Below are 20,797 nucleotides of genomic sequence, written 5' to 3'. Positions count from 1 at the left end.
AACGCCATCATCGGCTATCACTCTTTAAATTTATCATTTTTCTTAATATAAATGAGGTTTCTCATGATATATCATTTGAATACCTCATCTAATTATTTTTTAGATTTCAATAAAGCATCTACAGAAAGTGGTGTTGGCGTTGCAAAAACAAAGTACACTGACATTGCCAGTAAAGCTAACTCAAATTCATATCCAGCCATACCATCAGCTCCTAACAAGCCTAAAGACCATTTTGCTGTCATGATGGCACCTAACATAATGATTGCAAATAATGCACCGATAATTCGGCTACCTAGACCTAATATCATGGCTACCCCCCCAACGAGCTCAACGATTGCAACAAAATGTGCTAGAAAGCCTGGAATACTTAAGCTATCAAAGTAGCCGACTATATTTGAAATACCTCCTTGGAATTTCATAAAACCATGGATGGCAAATAGCCCTCCTAAAATCACTCGTAAAAAAACTGGTCCAATCTGTTGCATAATTTATATCCTCCATATCTCTTTTACTTACTTTTCGTAACTTAGTATATTTTAATTATCTAGTAATGTCAAGTAAGTTTATAAAATTAAAATTAAAATTAGCTGTCCTAAACAAAATCCAACTTTTAGGACAGCCATTTTCTATTTTTTCACTTATCCTAATTCCCAGATAACCTCTCGATATTTGTAATTTTTTCCACCCTTCATCTACCCGGGTTCTTAATGCACCCTTATATCAAATAGAAGTAAAACGAAGTGCTTGAATTAAACGGCGTCTCCTGCAAAAGGTAACGTCGCAAGTAAAAAAAACAGGGAGTGGATAAACGTTTAATATTCTTAAATTAAAGATGTTGGATTTTTTAAAGAATAATAAATTGCATTCTGTAGATATTAAGACATCGTTTCCTTTTGAAAAATTAATAACCGATGGTAGGTGTTGTTTTGAGACTTAATCATATATTAGTTTTAACTTTATGTATTTTAATGGTCTCTGTATTTTACGTTGGCTTTAGTACAGCTTCTGATAAGGGGAGGCGATACTATGAAGAAAGCGGACAAATGCTTTGGGATATTAATACGGACGAAAAAATTGTTGCTATAACATTAGATGATGGTCCGCATCCCAGATACACAGGACAAATTTTAGATTTACTGGCAAAATACAGAGTAAAAGCTACTTTTTTTGTTATTGGAGAAAATGCGGAAAAACATCCAGAGTTGGTTCTTCGGACATATAAAGAAGGACATGAATTAGCAAATCATACGTATACACATAAGTATAATCAACCTATTAATGTTCTAGAAAACGAATTAAAAAAAACAAACGATATTATACACAGTATTACAGGCTTCTATCCAGTGTTGTTTCGCCCTGTAGGTGGGCAATACACTGATAAAATGATAGATGTTGCTACGCGAAACGGTTATAAAGTAGTAATATGGTCTTGGCACCAAGATACTTTGGATTGGAAAGAAATTAAATCTCAAAAAATTATAAACAAAGTAGTAAATGGTACAAGCCCCGGTAATGTAATATTGTTCCACGATGGCGGAGGGAATAGAACTCAAACGATAAAAGCACTAAAAAAAATAATACCTGAACTACAAAAGCAAGGCTATAAATTTGTAACCGTATCAGAGCTTATTGATATTAACGAAGATCAGAATGATGATGATATTTTAAAGGATTTCAAATAGCACCCCATTTAAGAGGAAAGTATGCAATGTGTTAGAAATCCTTTTATGTTAGATTAAGCATTCATATTTCCACCTTATTTGGGGATTATAAAAAATACCTTAAGGAGGTGTGTATATGTTTAGCTTTATTTGGTTTCTAATTATTGGTGGTATTCTAGGATGGTTAGCAAGTTTGATCATTGGTAAGGATATCCCAGGTGGAATTATTGGTAATATAATTGCAGGAATTATTGGGGCTTGGATTGGAGGGAAATTATTAGGTCGGTGGGGTCCTACGCTAAGTGACTTTTATATTTTCCCAGCTCTAATTGGTTCCATCATTTTGATTCTTATCGTAAGTTTCATTTTGAAATTAATGCATAAGGATTGATGTAGACCTGGGCAATTGCTCAGGTTTTTTGTATTTCCCTTAAATATTATAACCTCATTCCTGAACGAGATAATTATGCTCAAAAGCATTAATCCAACTGAAGCTGCTTATCGCTGGAGCATATCTTCTTACACCTTACAAGAACGTTTGAAAGCAAGCAGACGTAATACGTAATGAAGAAGAACTACAGACATTTGTTAAGCATGAAGGTAAACGTGGTGAATGGATAATTGCAACCACAGCTATAGAGAAGTGATATGGTGAAAATAATTGTACTCCCGTCCTAAGTTTTATTTTGGGACGGGATTTTTTTGCTGTTTAGAGCATACATATTAGTCTTTTTCTATTAGGCTTTGTAATTGCTTAAGTACATCAGTAAATTTTTGTTCATTTTCATTTTGTTGAAAAGTTTGGAATGGATTACCCATCTTTTTAATACGTTCTAAAACAGCTGTTATTGTAAATATACCAGGGTTTAAATTCTCATTCAATTCATCCCATAATAAGGGTGTTGCTATTAAGCCTTTTTCGTTGCCTCTTGGAGAGTATGGAGCAATAATTGTCTTTCCTTCACGGTGTTGGACATAATCCAAATACAGTTTATTATTACGGTTCTTTTTCAAGCGTTCTGTCGTAAACCATTGTGGATCCTGCTCAATTATAAAGTCACATACAAACTTAGTGAATATACCTGTCTCTTCATAAGTAAAAGTATCTTTCGGCAATGGAATATATATTTGCATACCTTTTCCCCCAGAGGTTTTGACATATGATCTCAACTGAAATTGGTCAAAAATAACCTTCATATGCAATGCAGCTCTGACTGCTAAATGAAATTCATTTACTGATGGTGGGTCCAGATCAAATACAATTTCAGTTGGTTTATTTGTATGAATGGTTTGAAATGGAATGTGGAATTCTAAAGCTAATTGGTTTCCTAACCACAGAAGGGCCTCAATATTATTACATATAATAAAGTTCGTATCTCCAATTTGTTTGGTTGTAACAAAATCAGGCGTATTTTCTGGACTGCTTTTTTGATAAAAGCTTTCGCCGGTTGCGCCATGTGGAAAGCGAATAACAGTTAAATTTCGGTCACGTAAAAATGGCAGCATGTATGGAGCTACTTGCTGTAGGTATAACAAGTAATCTTCTTTTAAAATATTTCTTGCCGGCCATATAGGTTTATCTGGATGTGTAACCTGAACCGATTCAGGGAATGGGAAAAGTTGGCGTTGCATTTGCTTCCAATTACAATCCTCTATTTTCTTCTCGAAATTGAATGAATGAAAGCTTGGTTCTCTTAATGTTTCCCCCATAAAATCAATGCACGCTATTTCTACGCAGATAGACGGTGCAATTCCCCAAATTCCTTTCCTTTCAGTCCCATTTGTTTGGAATAGAGTTATCAAAGTATGAAGTTCTTCTTCATTAAGTCCATGACGAAAAGTGACTACCTCCACAAGAGATTCATTTCGATAAATAGCACCAGAGAAAAAACCATTGCTCTTATTATATTTTATTAAGATTACACTCACATATCTCCAATTCTTTATTTTTAACCAGTTAGTTGTTCGCTTATCGCTAATCCATTTACTATTCTTTCTTTTTGCAATAATCCCTTCCCCGCTGCTAATTAAGATTTCCTTCCATAATAACTTACTGTTTTGAAAAACATCAATGGACTGGATTCTATTTACATCTTGATAATTAATGGAAGTTGGAAGGTTGAGCATTTCAAATAGCTTTTGCAAGACTTCTTTACGCTTTTTCAAATATGAGTTTGTCTGACTTTTCCCCTTATATTTTAAACAATCAAACACAACATAATGACAAGAGAAAGCATCAGCATGTTTGTTAATGGTATTTTGGCAACGCATTCGACCTCGCATTTGAACTACAGAAAAATTACTTTGAAAATTATTTGTTAAAAAAACTAATTCACCATCTAAAGTTAATGGTAAAAACGAATTTATTTGTTCTTTTATTTCAAGACAATAATTAATGATCTCGGGAAATTTCTGATTAAGTATGTTCCCGTTCCTGCTTTTTAAAATAGGTTCATTCTCCCACTCTAATTCACAACGGAAGCCATCATATTTTGCTTCATATAGCCACTCATCCCCTTGAGGTATTTCTGTTGCAGCAGTTATTAACATGGGTTTCATTTTATGCCCACTTTCTTTCTTTTTTCTATCTAGTTTTTGATTAATCCTCTTCACTAATACATAAAAACTGTGAAAAGATTAATAATAAGAAGAAGAAAAGAGGTGCCTTGAATTTGCATACAGTCTGGAAGGGTAGCATTAGTTTTGGATTGGTTAATATACCAGTTAAACTCCACTCAGCAACCGAAAATAAAGATATTAAGTTGAGACAACTACACAAAGAATGTAATACACCAATTAGTTATAAAAAAGTATGTGAGGGTTGTAATAAAGAAGTTAATGACGAGGATATTGTAAAAGCTTACGAATATGCAAAAAATAAGTTTGTAGTATTAGACGCTGAGGAATTAGAGAACCTGAGAAAAGAAAATGAGAATAAGGCAGTAGAAATAATCGATTTTGTGAAGATAGAAGAAATTGATCCTATCTATTTCGATCGTTCTTATTTTTTATCTCCTGATACCACTGGCAGTAAAGCTTATTCCCTGTTAAGAAAAACCTTAGAAGATTCAGGTAAGATAGGCGTTGCGAAAATCATAATAAGGTCAAAAGAACAACTGGCAATAGTACGTGTTTATAAGGAGTCACTAGTCATGGAAACAATTCATTTTCCTGATGAAGTGAGGAGTGTTGCTGATGTCCCTAATCTTCCAAGCGAACAAACTGTAGTTAAGAAGGAACTTGATACCGCGCTGTTGTTAGTCGACCAACTAACAACAGTCTTCGAACCTACAAAATACACTGATGATTATCGTACGGCATTAATGGAATTAATCGAAGAAAAGAAAGCTTCTAATACTGTAACAGCAAGCGATAAACAACCAATACCTAATAATGTTACCGATTTGATGACAGCACTTCAAGCTTCATTAGATAAGACTCAAACTACTAAGAAAAAAACGACTACAAGAAAGCGAACTACAAAAGCAAAGACCTCCTAGTGAAGTCTATCCTTTCCCAAACTAATACAATGATTTAGTAATGATCCAAATATTAGATTAGACTACTAAGAAAAGACAAAATAAAGACCCCTTAATAAAAAGCCCCGTCCAATTAGGGAGGGCACTGAAACAGTCCATAAAGTGAATTTTAGCCATGGCGGAAAAGATTAATCGTTTCTGCCATGGCTTTTTCTTCGATGCGTTAATTTTTTTCCGTTCCGGCGGACGCTTTCCTGGGAGCGATCCTTGAGCCTCCTCGCCGCTAACGCTCTTGCGGGGTCTCAAGATGTTCGCTATTTCCCCAAGGAGTCGCCGCCTGTACTAGTTTTATCGTTTTGCTGAGTTTTCATTTTTTCCGATTCAGACCTAACCCTCAATAATAAAAGAACTAATTCAAGTTGGTGCTGTCCATGATTTCCAAACAAAAATATTCACTCTAAGCCCTTATATGGCGTTTTACGATTTAATTGTGCTTAAAGAGAATATACTTCGTCAAATCAAGGAACTCGTTATATATTCGATATTTATGTCATAAAGAAATGTTGCATGAGAGCATTTGAGATAACGTATGGTCAAATCAAATACTAAAGAGTCTCTAAAAAACCTGAAATATAAGTATTAAAATTCCTAAGTTAAGCTTGACATACTTTGTTCGAGCGTCTTTTCTCACTAGCGTTAATCCTGCTTCACGTAAAGTTTTAAAATGATATGAAGCAGTAGTTTTGTTTATCTCACACCTTTCACCTACCTCTCCACAACTTATTTCCTTATGGCTATGATAAAGCGCACGAACAATTTTTAATCCTAGATTCATCAGCAAGTGCTTTAAAAATCCGACTTGGTACTGAACTTCTCAATTCATGCTGCTATCCCCAACATTCATGTTAGATGAGCTCTATAAAATACATCGATAAAAAAAGACTACTACCTATTTTCTCTGATTTGAAAGTTAAGGGTATTACCCAAGAAATGTTTCAACAGTTTTTAAGTAAAGAAAGCAAGAAACTTTCAGATAATACTCTTTCAGGTACACATGGAACTGCACGTATGATATTTATATTCGCTCAAGAGTTAGAGATAATTCATACAGATCCAACAGAATTCGCCAAAATACTAAAAATAGTAAAACTGTTGAGGAATTAGAAAATGAAGTTGTAACAGATGTTTATTTCTAGAAAAACGAATTAAGAGAATTTTTGGATGCTTCATTAGCTTATGAAAAGCTGGAGATCACTTTATTTTCAACATGCTTGCATGGATTGGACTACGTTTAGGTGAATTATTAGTGTTAAAATGGACAGATATCGATTATAATAAAGTTACAATAAGTATTGCGAAAATATTGTATAATCCGAATGGAAATACTCTTAAGTATGAGATTACGACACCAAATACCAAGGGATCTATGCATGTTATCGACATTGAGTCAGAATTTATTGTGTTAGTTAAAAAATATTACACTTCTTAATTAGCTGTGGCAAATGTTCCACTCGAACTAATTGGCTCTAAAAGGGCATGAACTGACGAAACTACATCTATCTTCTTTTACTAAAGATAGAAAGAAAGTGGCTTCATAAAAATTCGGTGAATAAATGAAAAACCTCGAAACTTCATGGTAATTTTTATTTTTGGCATCATTATGGCATCAATACTTTATTAATATTCTTAAAAACCTTGTTATATCAAGATTTTTAAGAATATTCATCCATCATTTCACATATAATATGTGATGGATTTCATGCTTGAACATTCTGTTTCATATGGGAGGAACCTACATGCAACAAGGAAAAGTAAAATGGTTCAATAACGAAAAAGGTTATGGTTTTATAGAGTACAATGATGGTGAAGATGTATTCGTCCATTTCACAGGCATCCAAGAGGAAGGTTTCCGCACCTTAGAAGAGGGACAAGATGTTAGCTTCGAGATCATTGAGGGTAATCGAGGCCCACAAGCAGCAAATGTGAGTAAAATATAATGAATACAGCTATTCTACAAGTTTAACTTGAGAATAGCTTTTTTTATTTTTTATTGTGAATATATTATTAGAGATTGCTATCCAAATACGCATACAGTTAGTTAATTAAGAGAATCAACAACATACTTCTCGTACATTCCCTATTAACTTTTGGTGAATCCATAAAAAGTTCTTACAAAATTGGATTTATGTTTGTTCGTACTATTTAAACCCACAAAGTTAAGAAGAGGCAGTTTCAATCCCTTTTAAAAATACATATTAGTATTATCTGACTGCAATATAAAAAGGCGTTTCTAAGTTTTAAAACCACTTTAGAAACGCCTTAACATTATAAAGCTACTTTTTTCACTTCGAGTCTTACAATTTGATGCATATTAACATCTTGAATGGTAAATTCATAGCCTTCAGCTTCATGCTTCTCACCTTTTAAGATGCGATCATGATTTGTCATAAACCACCCTCCAATAGTATCGATATCTTCATCATTAATATCGATATTTAAGAGTGTCTCTACTTCTTCTAGTCTAAGCTTTGCATCTAAATTATAATGATTTTCTGCTATTTTTTGCACTTCTGGTAACTCATCATAATCGAATTCATCTTTAATATCACCAACAATTTCTTCAATGATATCTTCGATTGTGACAAGACCGGATGTACCTCCATACTCATCCATAAGAATCGCCATATGAATGCGCTTTAATTGAAATTTGAGTAATAAATCACTAATTGGAACCGTTTCAATAATACGAATCACAGGTTGCATAAAGTGAGTTATCTGCTTTAAAGCGTTCTTTTCATCTAAAATAAAAGCTGTTAACAGCTGTTTCATATTAACAATGCCAATAATATGGTCTTTATCTCCATCCACGACAGGATATCGCGTATATTGCTCTACATTAATCACATCAAATACTTCTTTAAGTGTGAGATGCTGATCAAGGCTAACAATTTCCGTTCGAGGGACCATAATTTCTTTTGCAATGCGATCATCAAATTCAAAAATACGGTTCACAAAACTATACTCAGAACGATTAATCTCACCACTTTTATAACTATCTGACAAAATCATCCGCAACTCTTCTTCACTATGAGCATCATCCGATTCTGACTGCATTTTCAAACCAAATAATGCGGTTAAGCCTCTTGCAGAACCATTTAAAATTTTAATGACTGGATACATAATATTGTGGAATAAAATAAGTGATCCAGCTGTTTGCAATGTGACGGTTTCAGCTTGTTGAATTGCTAATGTTTTTGGTGCAAGCTCTCCGACTACAACATGCAAAAATGTTACGATTGAGAACGCAATAATAAATGATACCACTGAGGAAATACGAGCATCTAAGCTGAATATTTCAAACAATGGTTTCAAGATAGCTTCAATAGTCGGTTTTCCCAACCATCCAAGCCCTAATGCCGTAATCGTAATGCCAAGCTGGCAAGCTGATAGATATTCATCTAAATTATTCGTGACCTTTTTTGCTCTTAAAGCCTTTTTATTGCCTTCAAGTACAAGCTGGTCAATTCTAGTTGATCTCACCTTTACTATCGCAAATTCCGCAGCTACGAAAAACGCAGTAAGTGCAATTAGTATTACGAAAACAACTAACTTAATGGCTATATCATTGTCCAATCATGTTCTTTATATCTGATCTGATCCTTATTTCAGATTCAGAATAAAGAATTCACCTCCTGTAAAATAAGTTACTATTACTAATCTATATGAAAGTATATGTAAATTGCAATTAAGAAGATGATTATTTTTAAAATTTTTTCATTTATCTGAACCTTCATTGATTTTATTTACTAAAATGTAGACGTTATATCTGCTGATAAACTAAAAAAATTCTTTATTTATCATAGTTTTAAATGATTCTGCTCTCTATTAGATATGAGATTACTCTTTGATTTAAAACTGTTTGCTTAGAGTATAAATTCACATTGTTTTTTAAAAAAAGAGCGCCTATAAATCGTTTAATCGACTTAATGGCGCAACTTCAATTAGATATTATGTTAATACTGAAGCTGAAAGTGCGAAAAATTCATTGTATAGTGCTTGTAAAATTTTGTTTTCAAATTCTTTACGCACACCAAATACGAGACTAACTTCTGATGATCCTTGATTAATCATTTCAATATTAGCCCCAGTTTTTGAAATGGCTGTTGTCGCACGCGCTGCTAAACCTGTGTTGTTATTCATCCCTTCTCCAACGATTACAAGCATTGAGAAATCATGGCGGAAGTGCACGTCGTCTGCTTGTAATTCAGTTTCAACACGTTTTACGATACGATCTTCTTTATCAGGAGTTAATTGGTGACTTCGAATAATTACTGAGATATCATCCAAACCTGATGGAGTGTGCTCATATGAGATATTCTCGTCTTCTAATATTTGTAGTAATTTACGACCAAATCCGATTTCACGGTTCATCAAATATTTACTCACGTATAAAATTGAAAACCCACTGTCAGCAGAAATCCCTGTTACTGGACTATGGTTTGACTTACGTTCAGATACAATTCTTGTGCCCAGTGCAGATGGGTTATTTGTATTTTTGATACATACTGGTATACCTACTTTATAAACAGGCATTAATGCTTCATCATGGAAAACCGAGAAACCCGCATAAGATAGCTCACGCATTTCGCGATATGTAATTTCTTCTATTTCAACTGGACAATTTACGACTTTAGGATTTGCACAAAACACTGAATCTACATCAGTAAAATTTTCATATAGCTCTGCTTTTACAGCTGCTGCCAAAATTGAGCCTGTAATATCTGAGCCTCCACGCTCAAATGTACGTAAAACTCCATCTTCTGTATAACCAAAGAAGCCTGGGAATACGACGATCTCTTGTGAATGTTTTAAGTCACTCAAATTATCAAATGCTTTTGGTAATGCTTGTGCCCGAGCCGGTAGATCATTAACAATTAAGCCACCTTCAAGTGGACTCATATATTTTGCTTTAAGACCAATACTATTGAAGTAAGCTGCAATCATTTTCGCATTATTGTCTTCTCCACTCGCTTTTAAGCTATCCATCAACAATTCGTCCGAAATCGAACCCGCTTCTGCAATACGTTTACGTAAATCCACTTCAATGACGTCACAAATAGCATTATCTAAGCCCAGTCCATCTGCGTTATTTTTATAACGCTTTACAACATTTTTTAATTTCTCTTCTACCGCACCTTGTTGCAATGCAGCATTAGCTAATTCTATTAATAAATCTGTTACTTTTGTGTCATCACTAAAGCGTTTACCTGGAGCCGAAACGACAATCAGGCGTCTTGAAGGATCAGCCTGTACGATTGCTCCCACCTTTTTAATTTGTTCTGCACTTGCAACAGATGTTCCTCCAAATTTACATACTTTCATTTTATCATATCCTTACATTATTTATTTACTCATTTGTATCTCCTATAAAAACATTTGTCTATTCACAGTGTACAAACACTATCCGAAGTAGTCAATATTTATTTACAAATTTACACAACAAATTGTTCAAATAGAACAATTATTGTAATTATTCAGTAATTGTTATCAACATGTTACTAGCATCTGTCAGTTATTTCAACTACAAAAAAAACACCAAGAGATAAAACTCATGGTGTTTTTAACATAGGAATAGGTTATTTTGTATAAACTTTTAAAAGTTCTTCGCCTAAAAAGTGTAACTGCTCCCCAATCGTACATGACTCAATACAGAATCGGTGGGCACCAGACTTCCCTCGGTCTTTCCGAAGTTGATTTTTCACGAAGCAACCTTCACAATAATTTTCCACAATTTCGTCAATTTCTTTTATGACGGTTACTTTGTCCATCAATTCGATTCACCTCTAAATTTCAATAATTTTTATTGTACTACTTGGAGCATTTAGTTACAATTATTTGCTTTCTATAATTGCTTTTTAGTTTACGCTATTCAAACTAGTCCTATTCCTCTTCTTTATCTTTGCATATTTTGCTACATCAAATATACTAGAGTAATAAATATGATGTAGCAGGTGACTAAATGATTGAATTATATATTGATGCAGCAACTGCTGGAAATCCTGGACCTAGCGCAATAGGAATCTTTATAAAAGGTGAAGGTCAATTAATTAAAATCGGAGAGTCTATTGGGGAAAGTGATAATCATTCTGCGGAATTCATCGCACTTGTTCGCGGATTAAAAGAAGCATTCAAATTATCAACTGGTATGATTTCTGTTCGTTCTGATTCTAAAATTGTCGTCGCCTCTATTGAAAAGGAGTATGTAAAAAACGAAGCATATAAACCTTATTTGGAAGAAGCGCTCGAGCTTTCAAAGAAATTTGATTTATTTTTTATTAAATGGATTCCTAGTTCGGAAAATCGTGCAGCAGATACACTTGCAAAAGAAGCATTAAGAAAAAAATAAGCATTATACTAATCATCCTTAACATTAGAAAAAACGCTATTCTTTGTGTAATTAGAATGGCGTTTTATTATTCTTCGATTACTGGTAAGCAGCAATTATTTTTCAAAAGTATTACAACAGAGGATTTGCCATAGAGAAGAAAAGTAAACCTTCAAATTCTTGAAATTCTACTTCTATGTCTTTAACTTTATACTTAAATTGAAATCCCAATTTCTTTAATACATGGATAGAGGCTAGATTTTCAGGATAAACAGTAGTTACGACATTTTCTATCCGTAAAACTGAAAAGCCATATTTTAAAAGAGCCTTTGAAGCTTCTGTAGCATATCCATTTCCCCACTTATCTTGTCTTAATGCATAATATAATTCTGTTGATGACGGGGCAAAGTCTAACGGGCCTAATCCACAATAACCGATTATTTTTTGAGATTCTTTTTCTACTATAGCAAGATTGAATTTTACAATATTATTTACAGTGTTCTTTTTGTTTGCAACTATACTCCACTTAATAATATTCTCCATTTCTTCCAAAGAATAAATTGGTTCTGGAATAAATCGGTGTACTTCAGGATCTTTTTGTAAATTATATAAACTCTCCAAATCATCGAGTTGGTAAGGCCTAATAATTAATCTTTCAGTTTCAATACAAGCATTTGTAAACATAACACACCTCTATTATTTAATATTAGGAATATTTTCATACCTTTTATTAACCTCTATTTTGTATTTCGACACCTTCAATTATTTTTCCTTGTTCAACTAACCTCCCTCTTTAGTTGAACAAAGCATCTCTTTTTTTATCTCCATTGTGATTTTTTATCCAAACAATATCATCTAATTCGTATTATTCAAAACGTGATGAATACATGGAAAGCATTATTCAAAATAAATCTTCTACGTAATTTAAATACACCCATTCGCAATTCATCTTTATTATTAATTATTGAACTTTGTGATAAATCATAATCTTTTTTACAAAGCTACAGTTCACGAGACGTTTGAACTAATGAATGAGTAAGTCTATAGTGACCTTTCTAACTTCGAGTTTTGGCTAGATCAAAAAATAAAAACGTAGAATGATAAAAAATTCTTTTCATTAGGACACGAAACAGTTATAATATTTTAGTTTTCAAGTAAATGGGGTGCATATTGGTTAAACTCAATATAAATAACCAATGATGGGGAAAATGTTAGACAGAGGACGTTTATGTTATAGAAGATAGACATGAAAGGAGTTTGTTGGCATGAAAGAAACATCAGGAAGTACGATAAAGTGGGTTCCTTTCTTCATTACCATTGCAATTGGCATTATTATTTGGTTTATACCAGCACCTGCTGGAGTAGAAGAAAGTGCATGGCATTTGTTTGCTGTGTTTGTTGCGACAATTGTCGGTTTTATTTCAAAACCATTACCTATGGGAGCTATTTCAATTATTGCTATGGCAGTGATCGCGGTGACTAATACGCTAACAATTGAAGAAACGCTAAGTGGGTTTGGTAATTCGACGATTTGGCTTATCGTTATTGCATTCTTTATTTCGCGTGGATTTATTAAGACGGGGTTAGGTGAGCGTATAGCTTATGTATTTGTTCGGTTATTTGGAAAGAAAACGTTAAGCTTGTCGTATTCTTTATTGATAAGTGATTTAATTTTGGCGCCTGCTATTCCGAGTAATACGGCACGTGCAGGTGGTGTGATTTTCCCTATTATCCACTCCTTATCACATACATTTGGTTCTAAACCAGAAGATGGTACAGAACGTAAAATGGGAGCCTTTCTTTTAACGGTTGGATTTCAAGGGAACTTGATTACATCTGCTATGTTTATGACAGCTATGGCAGCCAATCCTTTAATTGTTAAGTTAGCGAGTGATACGGCTGGTGTGACAATATCGTGGTTTGGGTGGGCAACTGCTATGATTGTTCCAGGATTAGTAGCATTGATTGTTGTTCCATTTATTATCTATAAGATTTTCCCTCCAGAGATTAAACAAACTCCAGAAGCAAGTCGAATTGCGAAAGAGAAGTTAGATGAGTTTGGGCCATTAAAAAGCTCTGAGAAACGTATGATTGCAGTGTTTATTGTTGTTTTAGGACTTTGGATTGGTGGGGATTCTTTAGGCATTGGTGCCACAACAGCTGCTTTAATAGGGCTTTCCTTACTTTTATTATTAGAAGTACTAACATGGTCAGATATTAAAAATGAACAAGGAGCCTGGGATACGCTTGTTTGGTTTGCGACGCTCTTTATGATGGCCTCTTATATGAATAAGCTTGGACTGATTCCGTGGTTTAGTAAAGAGGTCAGTTCGTTTGTGTCTGGCTATAACTGGATGTTTGCGGTATTGATATTAGCACTTGTCTATTTCTATTCACACTATTTCTTTGCAAGTTCTACAGCGCATATTAGTGCCATGTATGCCGCGTTTCTATCTGTTATGCTTCAAGCGGGAGCACCAGCCATGCTTGCGGTGATCCTATTAGCAGCATTCAGTAATTTATTTGGTGCCACAACTCATTACGGTTCTGGTCCTGCTCCTGTATTCTTTGGCGCAGGTTATATTGAACAGAAAAAATGGTGGACGGTAGGCTTTATTGTCTCTATCGCTACAATTCTCATTTTTGTTATAATCGGTGGCTTATGGTGGAAGCTACTTGGCTATTGGTAAGATAGGATTGAGCACGGCTACACAAGTGATAACAAATCTTTTTAGCCGTGCTCTATTCCTCTTTTAGAGTCTCCTTTTAGCTTCGCCAAATCCCAGATAGTTTTTGTTTTCTCAATATTTTCTTCACTAATTGTTACGTTTCTGTTTTTGAAGCAATATTATCAATATCTACAATTGGCTTTTATATCTCTTTTACTCTGAGTACAAAACTATCGAACGCTTCTTCCGCCTCAACTCGACGTCGTGCTGTACAAATTACAGGATATGTAGGACCAGTTGTAACAACTTCTCCTGTTCCATTTCAATAGGTAAATCACCATCTACCTTTACATCCTAAGACCCTTGCTTATTCTTATATGCAACAGCTAGAAAATCACTTTTCTCATCTCTGTTAAAATAGATATGCCAATGACGTCCAGGTAAATGCTCTTCAATTTCCTTCACATAATCGCTATAAGATGTTTTAATAAAAACAAGTTCCATCTCTTCCGTCACAAGATTAGCAGGAATGGGTGCCTGACTTGGTAAATTTTCATTTTCATATAGAGCACCAGCTAACAAATAAGCTAAAGCCTTCTTTGCATTTTGAATTGCTTCCTTTTTCGTCGGACCCGAGCTTAAGTTAGTCTCCCAGCCGTAATCTGGAAGCAATGTTGGGAAATGAATACCGAAACTTTCTTCTTCTTGCTTTATAAATGCTGGATAAACTATATTCTCAAATGCCATATCAACTACACCTGCTCTTTATATATTGGTAAAATTTCAAAATTCAAAAGTAATCTTGTTCAACTAAACTCCCCCTTTAGTGATAGATTTCCTCAAATTCCATATCTTTTTACCGCTTTCACTTATATAAATTCTGAAAGCTTATTATGTTACAAAAAAAATTCAAAAAAATAAAACCGAAAGATAAGAGATCTTCTACTCGGTTACAAACTTTGAACTAAGCTGCTTCGTTAACACAAGAAGCGATTGCTTTAATTGAACAATCGCCCCCGTTTAGTTGAATAAGGAAAAAGTGATATTTATGGTTTTTAAGTTAACTAAATAAGGAGCGATAATAATTCTACATTCAATATTTCAGTTTTTTGACAAAAAATAACCATACTAATTGGATAAACATAATAATTACGAATAAAATCCCTACCATTATGAATGTTATAGTTTTTATTTCAGGAGTTTGAACTATTCCAGCTCCATCAACTTCCCTTAAACCAATAATTATTGCACCTAATGCAAAAACAACCAACCAAAAAATATTTGCAAACCACCATAATTTCATCTTATTACCCTCTTTCTTCGAAACACATTGTATCAGTAAATGGGAAGAAGATCAAAAATAACCATATCAGTAAATACTCATACTTATCGGAATCATTTTTACTAATATTACCAGTTAGTACAATAAGTCCAAAAAATAGAGCGTAATCCTTCTTGGATCAACGCCCTTGTTAGTTTAATAAGAATTACTTGGAATTTATGTAATAGACCAGATGGTCAGTCCACTCTTCATATTCATATATAAATCCTTTACGCACACATTCAAATTCCATACCTACACTCTCTGCTAAATTTATAGAAGGTGCATTATCAACGTTTATATGTGCTTCAATCCGATGAAACTGCAAGTCCTTAAATGCAATATTTAGTGCACCTGTTACCGCTTCTTTTCCGTACCCTTTTCTCCAGTACTGATTATGAATTGTGTATCCTATTCTACCCCATTGAAAATTATTTCTTTCTAATGTGGAGAAGTCTACCATTCCCAAGTGTATACCATCATTTTTTCGAAAGATACCGAATACGTTAGCTGTATCACTTAATGCTAACACCTTGTGTTTCTTCACCAAATTATGAAACCATTCCTCAGTACATTCACTCATATCAATTTTCCCTATATCGTGTCTATGCTGAGAAGGAAATCTATTATTAAACTCGTTAAGCCAATTATGATAATCGTCATTTTTTAATGGTCTTATTACTAATCTTTCTGTCTCTGAAATACAATCAATTGTTTTTTCCTTCTTAATCAATGTGATATCTTCCCTTCTTTAACCTTTTCCTAGAACTACTTGTTTACCTATATGATTAAATGTATTAGCGAGAGAGTGTCGTTTCGAATCATATCTATTTTCGTCCCATGATCAGCGCAGCTTGCTTTAAAATATCATTCTCCATTCGTAAACGTTGAAGTTCTTTACGCATTTCTATCAGTTCGTTTTCTTCAGGCGAACGAATATACAAGAATTCACTCTGGAAATTCTTGGCGTAATGCTTCCAAGAATATCTCAGCTATACCATTAGGGTTTCCATTTTTCGTTGTTTCTTCTGAAAACCAAAAATACTCCAAATCGTGAATAATTATGGGTATTTCTCTTTTAAAAGTATTAATAATAACTTTATTTTCGTGTAATCTTTTTGCTACATTAGAAACTATCTGTAATAACTCATAATATCCGTTTGGTCCTTTTCCTATATAATTATAAGTCTCATCATACATTAATGTTTCGTCCTCGTACCCAATATCTTTTATGCTATTTCCCTTAAACCATTGTAATAAAATGGTTGTTGATTCTTCATCGCCAATAATTTCATTTTCATCTTGTCTCCAAAAGGCATAATTCCATCTCTGCTCACTGGGTTAACTTCACTAAGTTGTGGTCATGGGGCGACATGCTCGATTCTTATTTAAATATTCTAAAACAGCACTGGACAGATAATCCATACACAACCTAGTATTTATTGATTATGTATGTCTTTTCCTCGTTTTAGTTTTTTTAATAGTTGGACTAAAGTATCGAAAACAAGAACGCTGCTAAAAAATTGAAAATTCCATTTTACACCTCTCTTTACACGTATGGACCGATAAAAATTAAGATTCAAGCTAAAATTGTACCATTAATAATAGTAAATACATATTACCTACCCCTTATTTTACATTTATTCCTTGTTCAACTAAACTGCACCGTTAGTTCAATAAAGAAAAAAGAGCTGCCTATGCAACTCAATGATCTTTAATTTCTTTTCTTATTTGAATCTATAATTAATATTAAAACTAAGATTATAAGACTTATTCCAAGTATAATTGCACCTATCAAACTTACTCCCATTCCTGCAAATCTCCCAATTAACCTTACACCAACAAAATGCGTTATGATACCTAAATTTACAAGAACCAATGGAGCAACATATATCTTTCTCTTGTTCTTGATTACCCTAAACAAACCCCAAATACTTAGTAATGAAATAGCAATAGGTAAATAAATAGAACTGAAGCAAACAAGTTTAAACCCCCGATATATCAAAGGCTCTTTTCACTTTGACGGGCTACATGGGATGTGGAACACTCCATGAATGGTCGTTGCGCAGAACAAAAAAACTTAATTTTTGTGTGTCCAGAATATTGACGTAGATCAAGTATATATATCTACTCTTTTAACTTAAGTATATAAAAATAGCCAATACAAAATGTATTGGCTTTATAATTATGATCTTGTTTAACCTTATTTTTAGATGGAACAAATAATGTTAATACAAATGCAATTATAGCTAAGATTGTCATGAAATAATATGCATCACTTGATCCTAAAATTGAAGCAAGTGTGCGAATGCTTCAACAGTAGCATTTGGTGTTTCTCCTACAATTAGTATATAAAAGACGATTGGAATAAGGAACCTCAATCCTATTAGAGCGTTACTATATACGCTGCCAGATTGACAATGTGTTATTGTGTATCATTGTTCGCTGGATCGCCTACACTATGGACACTTGCAACACATATAGTCAAATCCCCATATTGGAGGTTTTTATTCATTGTATGACATTTTCAAAAAAAGATATAAACAAGTTTCAATTTATATTCTAATAGCACTTTGCTTCATTCTCTCTGTTTTTTTCGTTAATAACAATGAATCATTTTATGACCGACCAATCGCTGAAGTCGTTAAGACAGTATTAGAAGATACAACTCCCTTAACAAATATGTATAATCATAGTGATAATTTGTTTACTCAGCGCATTACAGCCATATTAAAGAATGGCGAAGAAAAAGGTCAACTCATCCATTTAACGAATGAGTATTCATCTTCTGGCGCATTTGACCATGAATACAATGTTGGTGACAAATTATTTATTTCAATTGATGCAAGCACAGTTAAAAACACAGAATTGACCGGAACGATTATAGACGTGAAACGAGATCAATTTGTATTAATGATGGCCTGGATTTTTATATTTGCTTTAGTAATCGTAGGCAAAAGACAGGGATTGTTTTCATTAATCAGTTTGATTGTTAATACTCTTGTATTGTCCTTCGCGTTGGATTTATATGTGAAGTACTCAAATATAAATTTGTTATTCATATGTGGTGTATGTGTTTTTTTATTTACGGTTATTTCTTTGTTACTCATTAATGGTTTTAATGAAAAAACTTATGCAGCAATCGTTGCGACACTCATAGGAACCTTTATTTCGCTCTTCATTAGTTATTTTGTGATGTGGTTAACATCCGAAAATGGACTCCGTTATGAAGAAATGCAATTTCTAACTCGTCCTTATCGATTGGTTTTTATGGCTGGATTATTAATTGGATCATTAGGGGCTGTGATGGATGTAACTATTACAATGTCTTCTTCAATCTTTGCTTTATTTGAACAAGATAATAATATTACTGTCAAAGCACTGAAAACCTCAGGATTAGATATTGGAAGAGATATTATGGGGACTATAACAAGTATTTTGTTTTTTGTGTATATTTGCGGTTCATTTCCAATACTTATTTTATATTTGAAAAATTCTTATGCATTAGGACAAACACTTTCAATAAACCTATCATTAGAATTAGCTAGAGCACTCTCAGGTGGTATTGGCGTCGTATTAACAATTCCCATCAGTCTTTACACTTCTATTTTTTTCATTAATCGAAAGAGGGTAAAATGATGAATGTATTAGTGTGGCTCGCAGCCATCTTATTTATATTGATGATACTAATTGGTGGTAAAAAAGGCGTACGGTCTTTTCTTTCATTATTTTTAAACATTGGGGTGCTTTTTGTTACTATCTTTTTTATGACAAACCCAGAGAATAGTCCAATTATAATCACATTCATTTCCTGTACACTTATAAGTTGGATTAGCTTATTCTATATAAATGAAAAGAACAGTAAAACAATCACCGCTTTCATTTCTACGATGATTACCATTGTGATTTTACTACTTTTTATTGTCATAGTAACAGAGAAATCTAAGATACAGGGATTTGGAGAAGAATCAACAGAAGAAATTAGCATGTTTTCACTTTATATAGGAGTAAATTTTGCCCAAATTGGAGCCTCTGTGATTATTATGAGTACAATTGGTGCTATATTAGATGTGGCCATTTCTATAGCTTCATCCATGCATGAAATTTTTTATCACAGCCCATTTATTAGCAGAAAAAGATTATTCACATCAGGATTAAGCATCGGGAAAGATATTTTAGGAACAGATACGAATACTCTATTTTTCGCTTTCTTTGGTGGATATTTAGGATTGCTTATATGGTTTAAAGATTTATCCTACTCGATTGGCGAAATCGTTAATTCCAAAGTGTTTAGCACTGAGATTATTACCATATTTTGCGCAGGCATCGGAATAGCGCTCATTATCCCTATTACTGCTTCAGTGAATGCATATTATTTAGTAAAAACACGTGGAAAATCAGAAAATATTTAAAGAGACTGCCTATTACCTAGTAAAAAGTATCAAGATGATTAAGCACAAACTTAATGGGTAACAGGTGCTATATTGAAAAAAACAATGATTTACTTACGCTACTTTTATTATATCTTTAATCTGTTTTCTCAAAGATTATTACTCAATAAGAAGGTAAATAAAAACAGAATTTTATTTCTACTTGTTGAACTTTTAAACTAAAGCACTCATTCGTAGTATAAGGTCAACCTGAGCAATAAATTGTACCCTTTGTAAAGGACATTTTTGAAAAAGGTCATGCCACATGGAGAAGATGATTTCTGTATTGTACAGGAGTCATCTTCTTTAAGTTCCATTGGTACCTGAAATTGTTATAGTACGTCATATAATTTTTGATTTCTCTTTTAAGTTCTTCAAGCGTATTACACCGCTTTATAAAGGCTTCATCTTTGAAGTGACCAAAGAAAGACTCTTGGGGAGCGTTATCCCAACAATTTCCTCTTCTTGACATTAAATTGGGCAATACAGTGTGTTCTTGAGTGGCTTTCAACATTTTCTTATACGGATTGGCTCTTCTAATAGGACATACAATTTTGTATTTCTTCATAACTCTTCGAATCCGTTTCAAATTGTAAGTAATTTGAAACTGTCCTTCTAATGTCATCTTAATCTGGCGCGCACCCTTTTTACGGCGTTTAAAATTAAAGCCTTTAAAATATTTTCTTTAATGATCAAGTCTTCTTTTTCTCGTTTCTCTCTTCTTTCCTTAGACTCTGAAGAAAAATAGTTATAATAACCTGAGCGCGAGATCCCCGAAATTTCGCATAGGAAACTTACCATCTTTTTGAGTTCGTACTTTTCGATCACTGAACATATTAAAAGAAACCTCTG

General features: G+C 33.5%; 18 protein-coding genes and 2 pseudogenes. 8 read left to right on the top strand and 12 right to left on the bottom strand.

All coding sequences use genetic code 11. The features are described 5' to 3' along the window. Positions 1-92: 92 nt before the first annotated feature. Positions 93-485, bottom strand: coding sequence for a DoxX family protein (locus tag ACQKMD_RS16240; RefSeq protein ID WP_427753222.1), 393 nt, complete (start codon positions 483-485; stop codon positions 93-95). 426 nt (positions 486-911) lie between these two features. Here ACQKMD_RS16240 and ACQKMD_RS16235 point away from each other — a divergent pair, with 426 nt between their 5' ends. Both ACQKMD_RS16235 and ACQKMD_RS16230 read left to right on the top strand, forming a co-directional pair. Further along, entirely contained in the window at positions 912-1,682 is a 771-nt protein-coding gene (locus ACQKMD_RS16235; RefSeq protein ID WP_427753221.1) for a polysaccharide deacetylase family protein, read from the top strand. A 115-nt stretch (positions 1,683-1,797) separates the two neighbouring features. Further along, a complete protein-coding gene (locus ACQKMD_RS16230; protein ID WP_427753220.1) occupies positions 1,798-2,052 on the top strand; it encodes a GlsB/YeaQ/YmgE family stress response membrane protein in 255 nt (84 codons plus the stop codon). A 332-nt stretch (positions 2,053-2,384) separates the two neighbouring features. Here ACQKMD_RS16230 and ACQKMD_RS16225 read toward each other — a convergent pair whose 3' ends face one another. Beyond that, entirely contained in the window at positions 2,385-4,220 is a 1,836-nt protein-coding gene (locus tag ACQKMD_RS16225; RefSeq protein WP_427753219.1) for a DNA ligase D, read from the bottom strand. A 113-nt stretch (positions 4,221-4,333) separates the two neighbouring features. On the opposite strand from ACQKMD_RS16225, the gene ACQKMD_RS16220 reads away from it, so the two are divergent. Then, positions 4,334-5,161, top strand: coding sequence for a Ku protein (locus ACQKMD_RS16220; protein WP_427753218.1), 828 nt, complete (start codon positions 4,334-4,336; stop codon positions 5,159-5,161). A gap of 584 nt (positions 5,162-5,745) precedes the next feature. Here ACQKMD_RS16220 and ACQKMD_RS16215 read toward each other — a convergent pair. Then, a pseudogene (locus ACQKMD_RS16215) lies at positions 5,746-6,018 on the bottom strand (ArsR/SmtB family transcription factor). A 918-nt stretch (positions 6,019-6,936) separates the two neighbouring features. On the opposite strand from ACQKMD_RS16215, the gene ACQKMD_RS16210 reads away from it, so the two are divergent. Continuing rightward, on the top strand, positions 6,937-7,137 hold the full coding sequence (locus ACQKMD_RS16210; RefSeq protein WP_427753217.1) for a cold-shock protein: 201 nt from the start codon (positions 6,937-6,939) through the stop codon (positions 7,135-7,137). Between the two features lie 328 nt (positions 7,138-7,465). Here ACQKMD_RS16210 and ACQKMD_RS16205 read toward each other — a convergent pair whose 3' ends face one another. From ACQKMD_RS16205 to ACQKMD_RS16195, 3 genes are all read right to left on the bottom strand, one after another. Next, a complete protein-coding gene (locus ACQKMD_RS16205) occupies positions 7,466-8,773 on the bottom strand; it encodes a hemolysin family protein (protein ID WP_427753215.1) in 1,308 nt (435 codons plus the stop codon). 375 nt (positions 8,774-9,148) lie between these two features. Next, positions 9,149-10,522, bottom strand: a complete 1,374-nt coding sequence (locus tag ACQKMD_RS16200; protein WP_427753213.1) for an aspartate kinase — start codon at positions 10,520-10,522, stop codon at positions 9,149-9,151. Positions 10,523-10,776: 254 nt separating this feature from the next. Beyond that, entirely contained in the window at positions 10,777-10,968 is a 192-nt protein-coding gene (locus tag ACQKMD_RS16195; RefSeq protein WP_427753212.1) for a zinc-finger domain-containing protein, read from the bottom strand. 191 nt (positions 10,969-11,159) lie between these two features. Between ACQKMD_RS16195 and ACQKMD_RS16190 the strand changes: the two genes are divergently transcribed. Continuing rightward, complete coding sequence (locus ACQKMD_RS16190; RefSeq protein ID WP_427753210.1) at positions 11,160-11,546, top strand: ribonuclease HI family protein; 387 nt, start codon at positions 11,160-11,162, stop codon at positions 11,544-11,546. A 111-nt stretch (positions 11,547-11,657) separates the two neighbouring features. On the opposite strand, the gene ACQKMD_RS16185 is transcribed toward ACQKMD_RS16190, so the two are convergent. Continuing rightward, positions 11,658-12,209, bottom strand: coding sequence for a GNAT family N-acetyltransferase (locus ACQKMD_RS16185; protein ID WP_427753209.1), 552 nt, complete (start codon positions 12,207-12,209; stop codon positions 11,658-11,660). A gap of 581 nt (positions 12,210-12,790) precedes the next feature. Here ACQKMD_RS16185 and ACQKMD_RS16180 point away from each other — a divergent pair. Continuing rightward, complete coding sequence (locus ACQKMD_RS16180) at positions 12,791-14,215, top strand: anion permease (RefSeq protein ID WP_427753208.1); 1,425 nt, start codon at positions 12,791-12,793, stop codon at positions 14,213-14,215. 333 nt (positions 14,216-14,548) lie between these two features. Here ACQKMD_RS16180 and ACQKMD_RS16175 read toward each other — a convergent pair whose 3' ends face one another. The 4 genes from ACQKMD_RS16175 to ACQKMD_RS16160 all read right to left on the bottom strand — a co-directional run bounded on the left by ACQKMD_RS16175 (position 14,549) and on the right by ACQKMD_RS16160 (position 16,715). After that, the gene (locus ACQKMD_RS16175) at positions 14,549-14,941 is read right to left on the bottom strand and encodes a hypothetical protein (protein ID WP_427753207.1); all 393 of its coding nucleotides are present in this window, start codon (positions 14,939-14,941) and stop codon (positions 14,549-14,551) included. A 346-nt stretch (positions 14,942-15,287) separates the two neighbouring features. Beyond that, positions 15,288-15,497, bottom strand: coding sequence for a DUF3923 family protein (locus ACQKMD_RS16170; protein WP_427753205.1), 210 nt, complete (start codon positions 15,495-15,497; stop codon positions 15,288-15,290). Between the two features lie 184 nt (positions 15,498-15,681). Beyond that, positions 15,682-16,248 carry a GNAT family N-acetyltransferase gene (locus ACQKMD_RS16165; protein WP_427753203.1) on the bottom strand — a complete coding sequence of 189 codons (567 nt, stop codon included), beginning with the start codon at positions 16,246-16,248 and terminating at the stop codon, positions 15,682-15,684. Positions 16,249-16,463: 215 nt separating this feature from the next. Continuing rightward, on the bottom strand, positions 16,464-16,715 hold the full coding sequence (locus tag ACQKMD_RS16160) for a hypothetical protein (protein ID WP_427753202.1): 252 nt from the start codon (positions 16,713-16,715) through the stop codon (positions 16,464-16,466). Positions 16,716-18,029: 1,314 nt separating this feature from the next. Here ACQKMD_RS16160 and ACQKMD_RS16155 point away from each other — a divergent pair. Both ACQKMD_RS16155 and ACQKMD_RS16150 read left to right on the top strand, forming a co-directional pair. Further along, positions 18,030-19,154, top strand: a complete 1,125-nt coding sequence (locus ACQKMD_RS16155) for a YibE/F family protein (RefSeq protein WP_427753200.1) — start codon at positions 18,030-18,032, stop codon at positions 19,152-19,154. Continuing rightward, on the top strand, positions 19,154-19,927 hold the full coding sequence (locus tag ACQKMD_RS16150; protein WP_427753258.1) for a YibE/F family protein: 774 nt from the start codon (positions 19,154-19,156) through the stop codon (positions 19,925-19,927). The genes ACQKMD_RS16155 and ACQKMD_RS16150 overlap by 1 nt, the downstream gene beginning before the upstream one ends. Before the next feature lie 274 nt (positions 19,928-20,201). On the opposite strand, the pseudogene ACQKMD_RS16145 reads toward ACQKMD_RS16150, so the two are convergent. Further along, positions 20,202-20,797, bottom strand: a pseudogene (locus ACQKMD_RS16145) (IS3 family transposase); the annotation flags it as partial.

Source organism: Viridibacillus sp. NPDC096237 (assembly GCF_050278625.1).
In the GTDB taxonomy this organism is placed as follows: Bacteria; Bacillota; Bacilli; order Bacillales_A; family Planococcaceae; genus Viridibacillus.
Note: the sequence above shows the minus strand (reverse complement) of the source record. Positions and strands in the feature narration are given on the sequence as shown.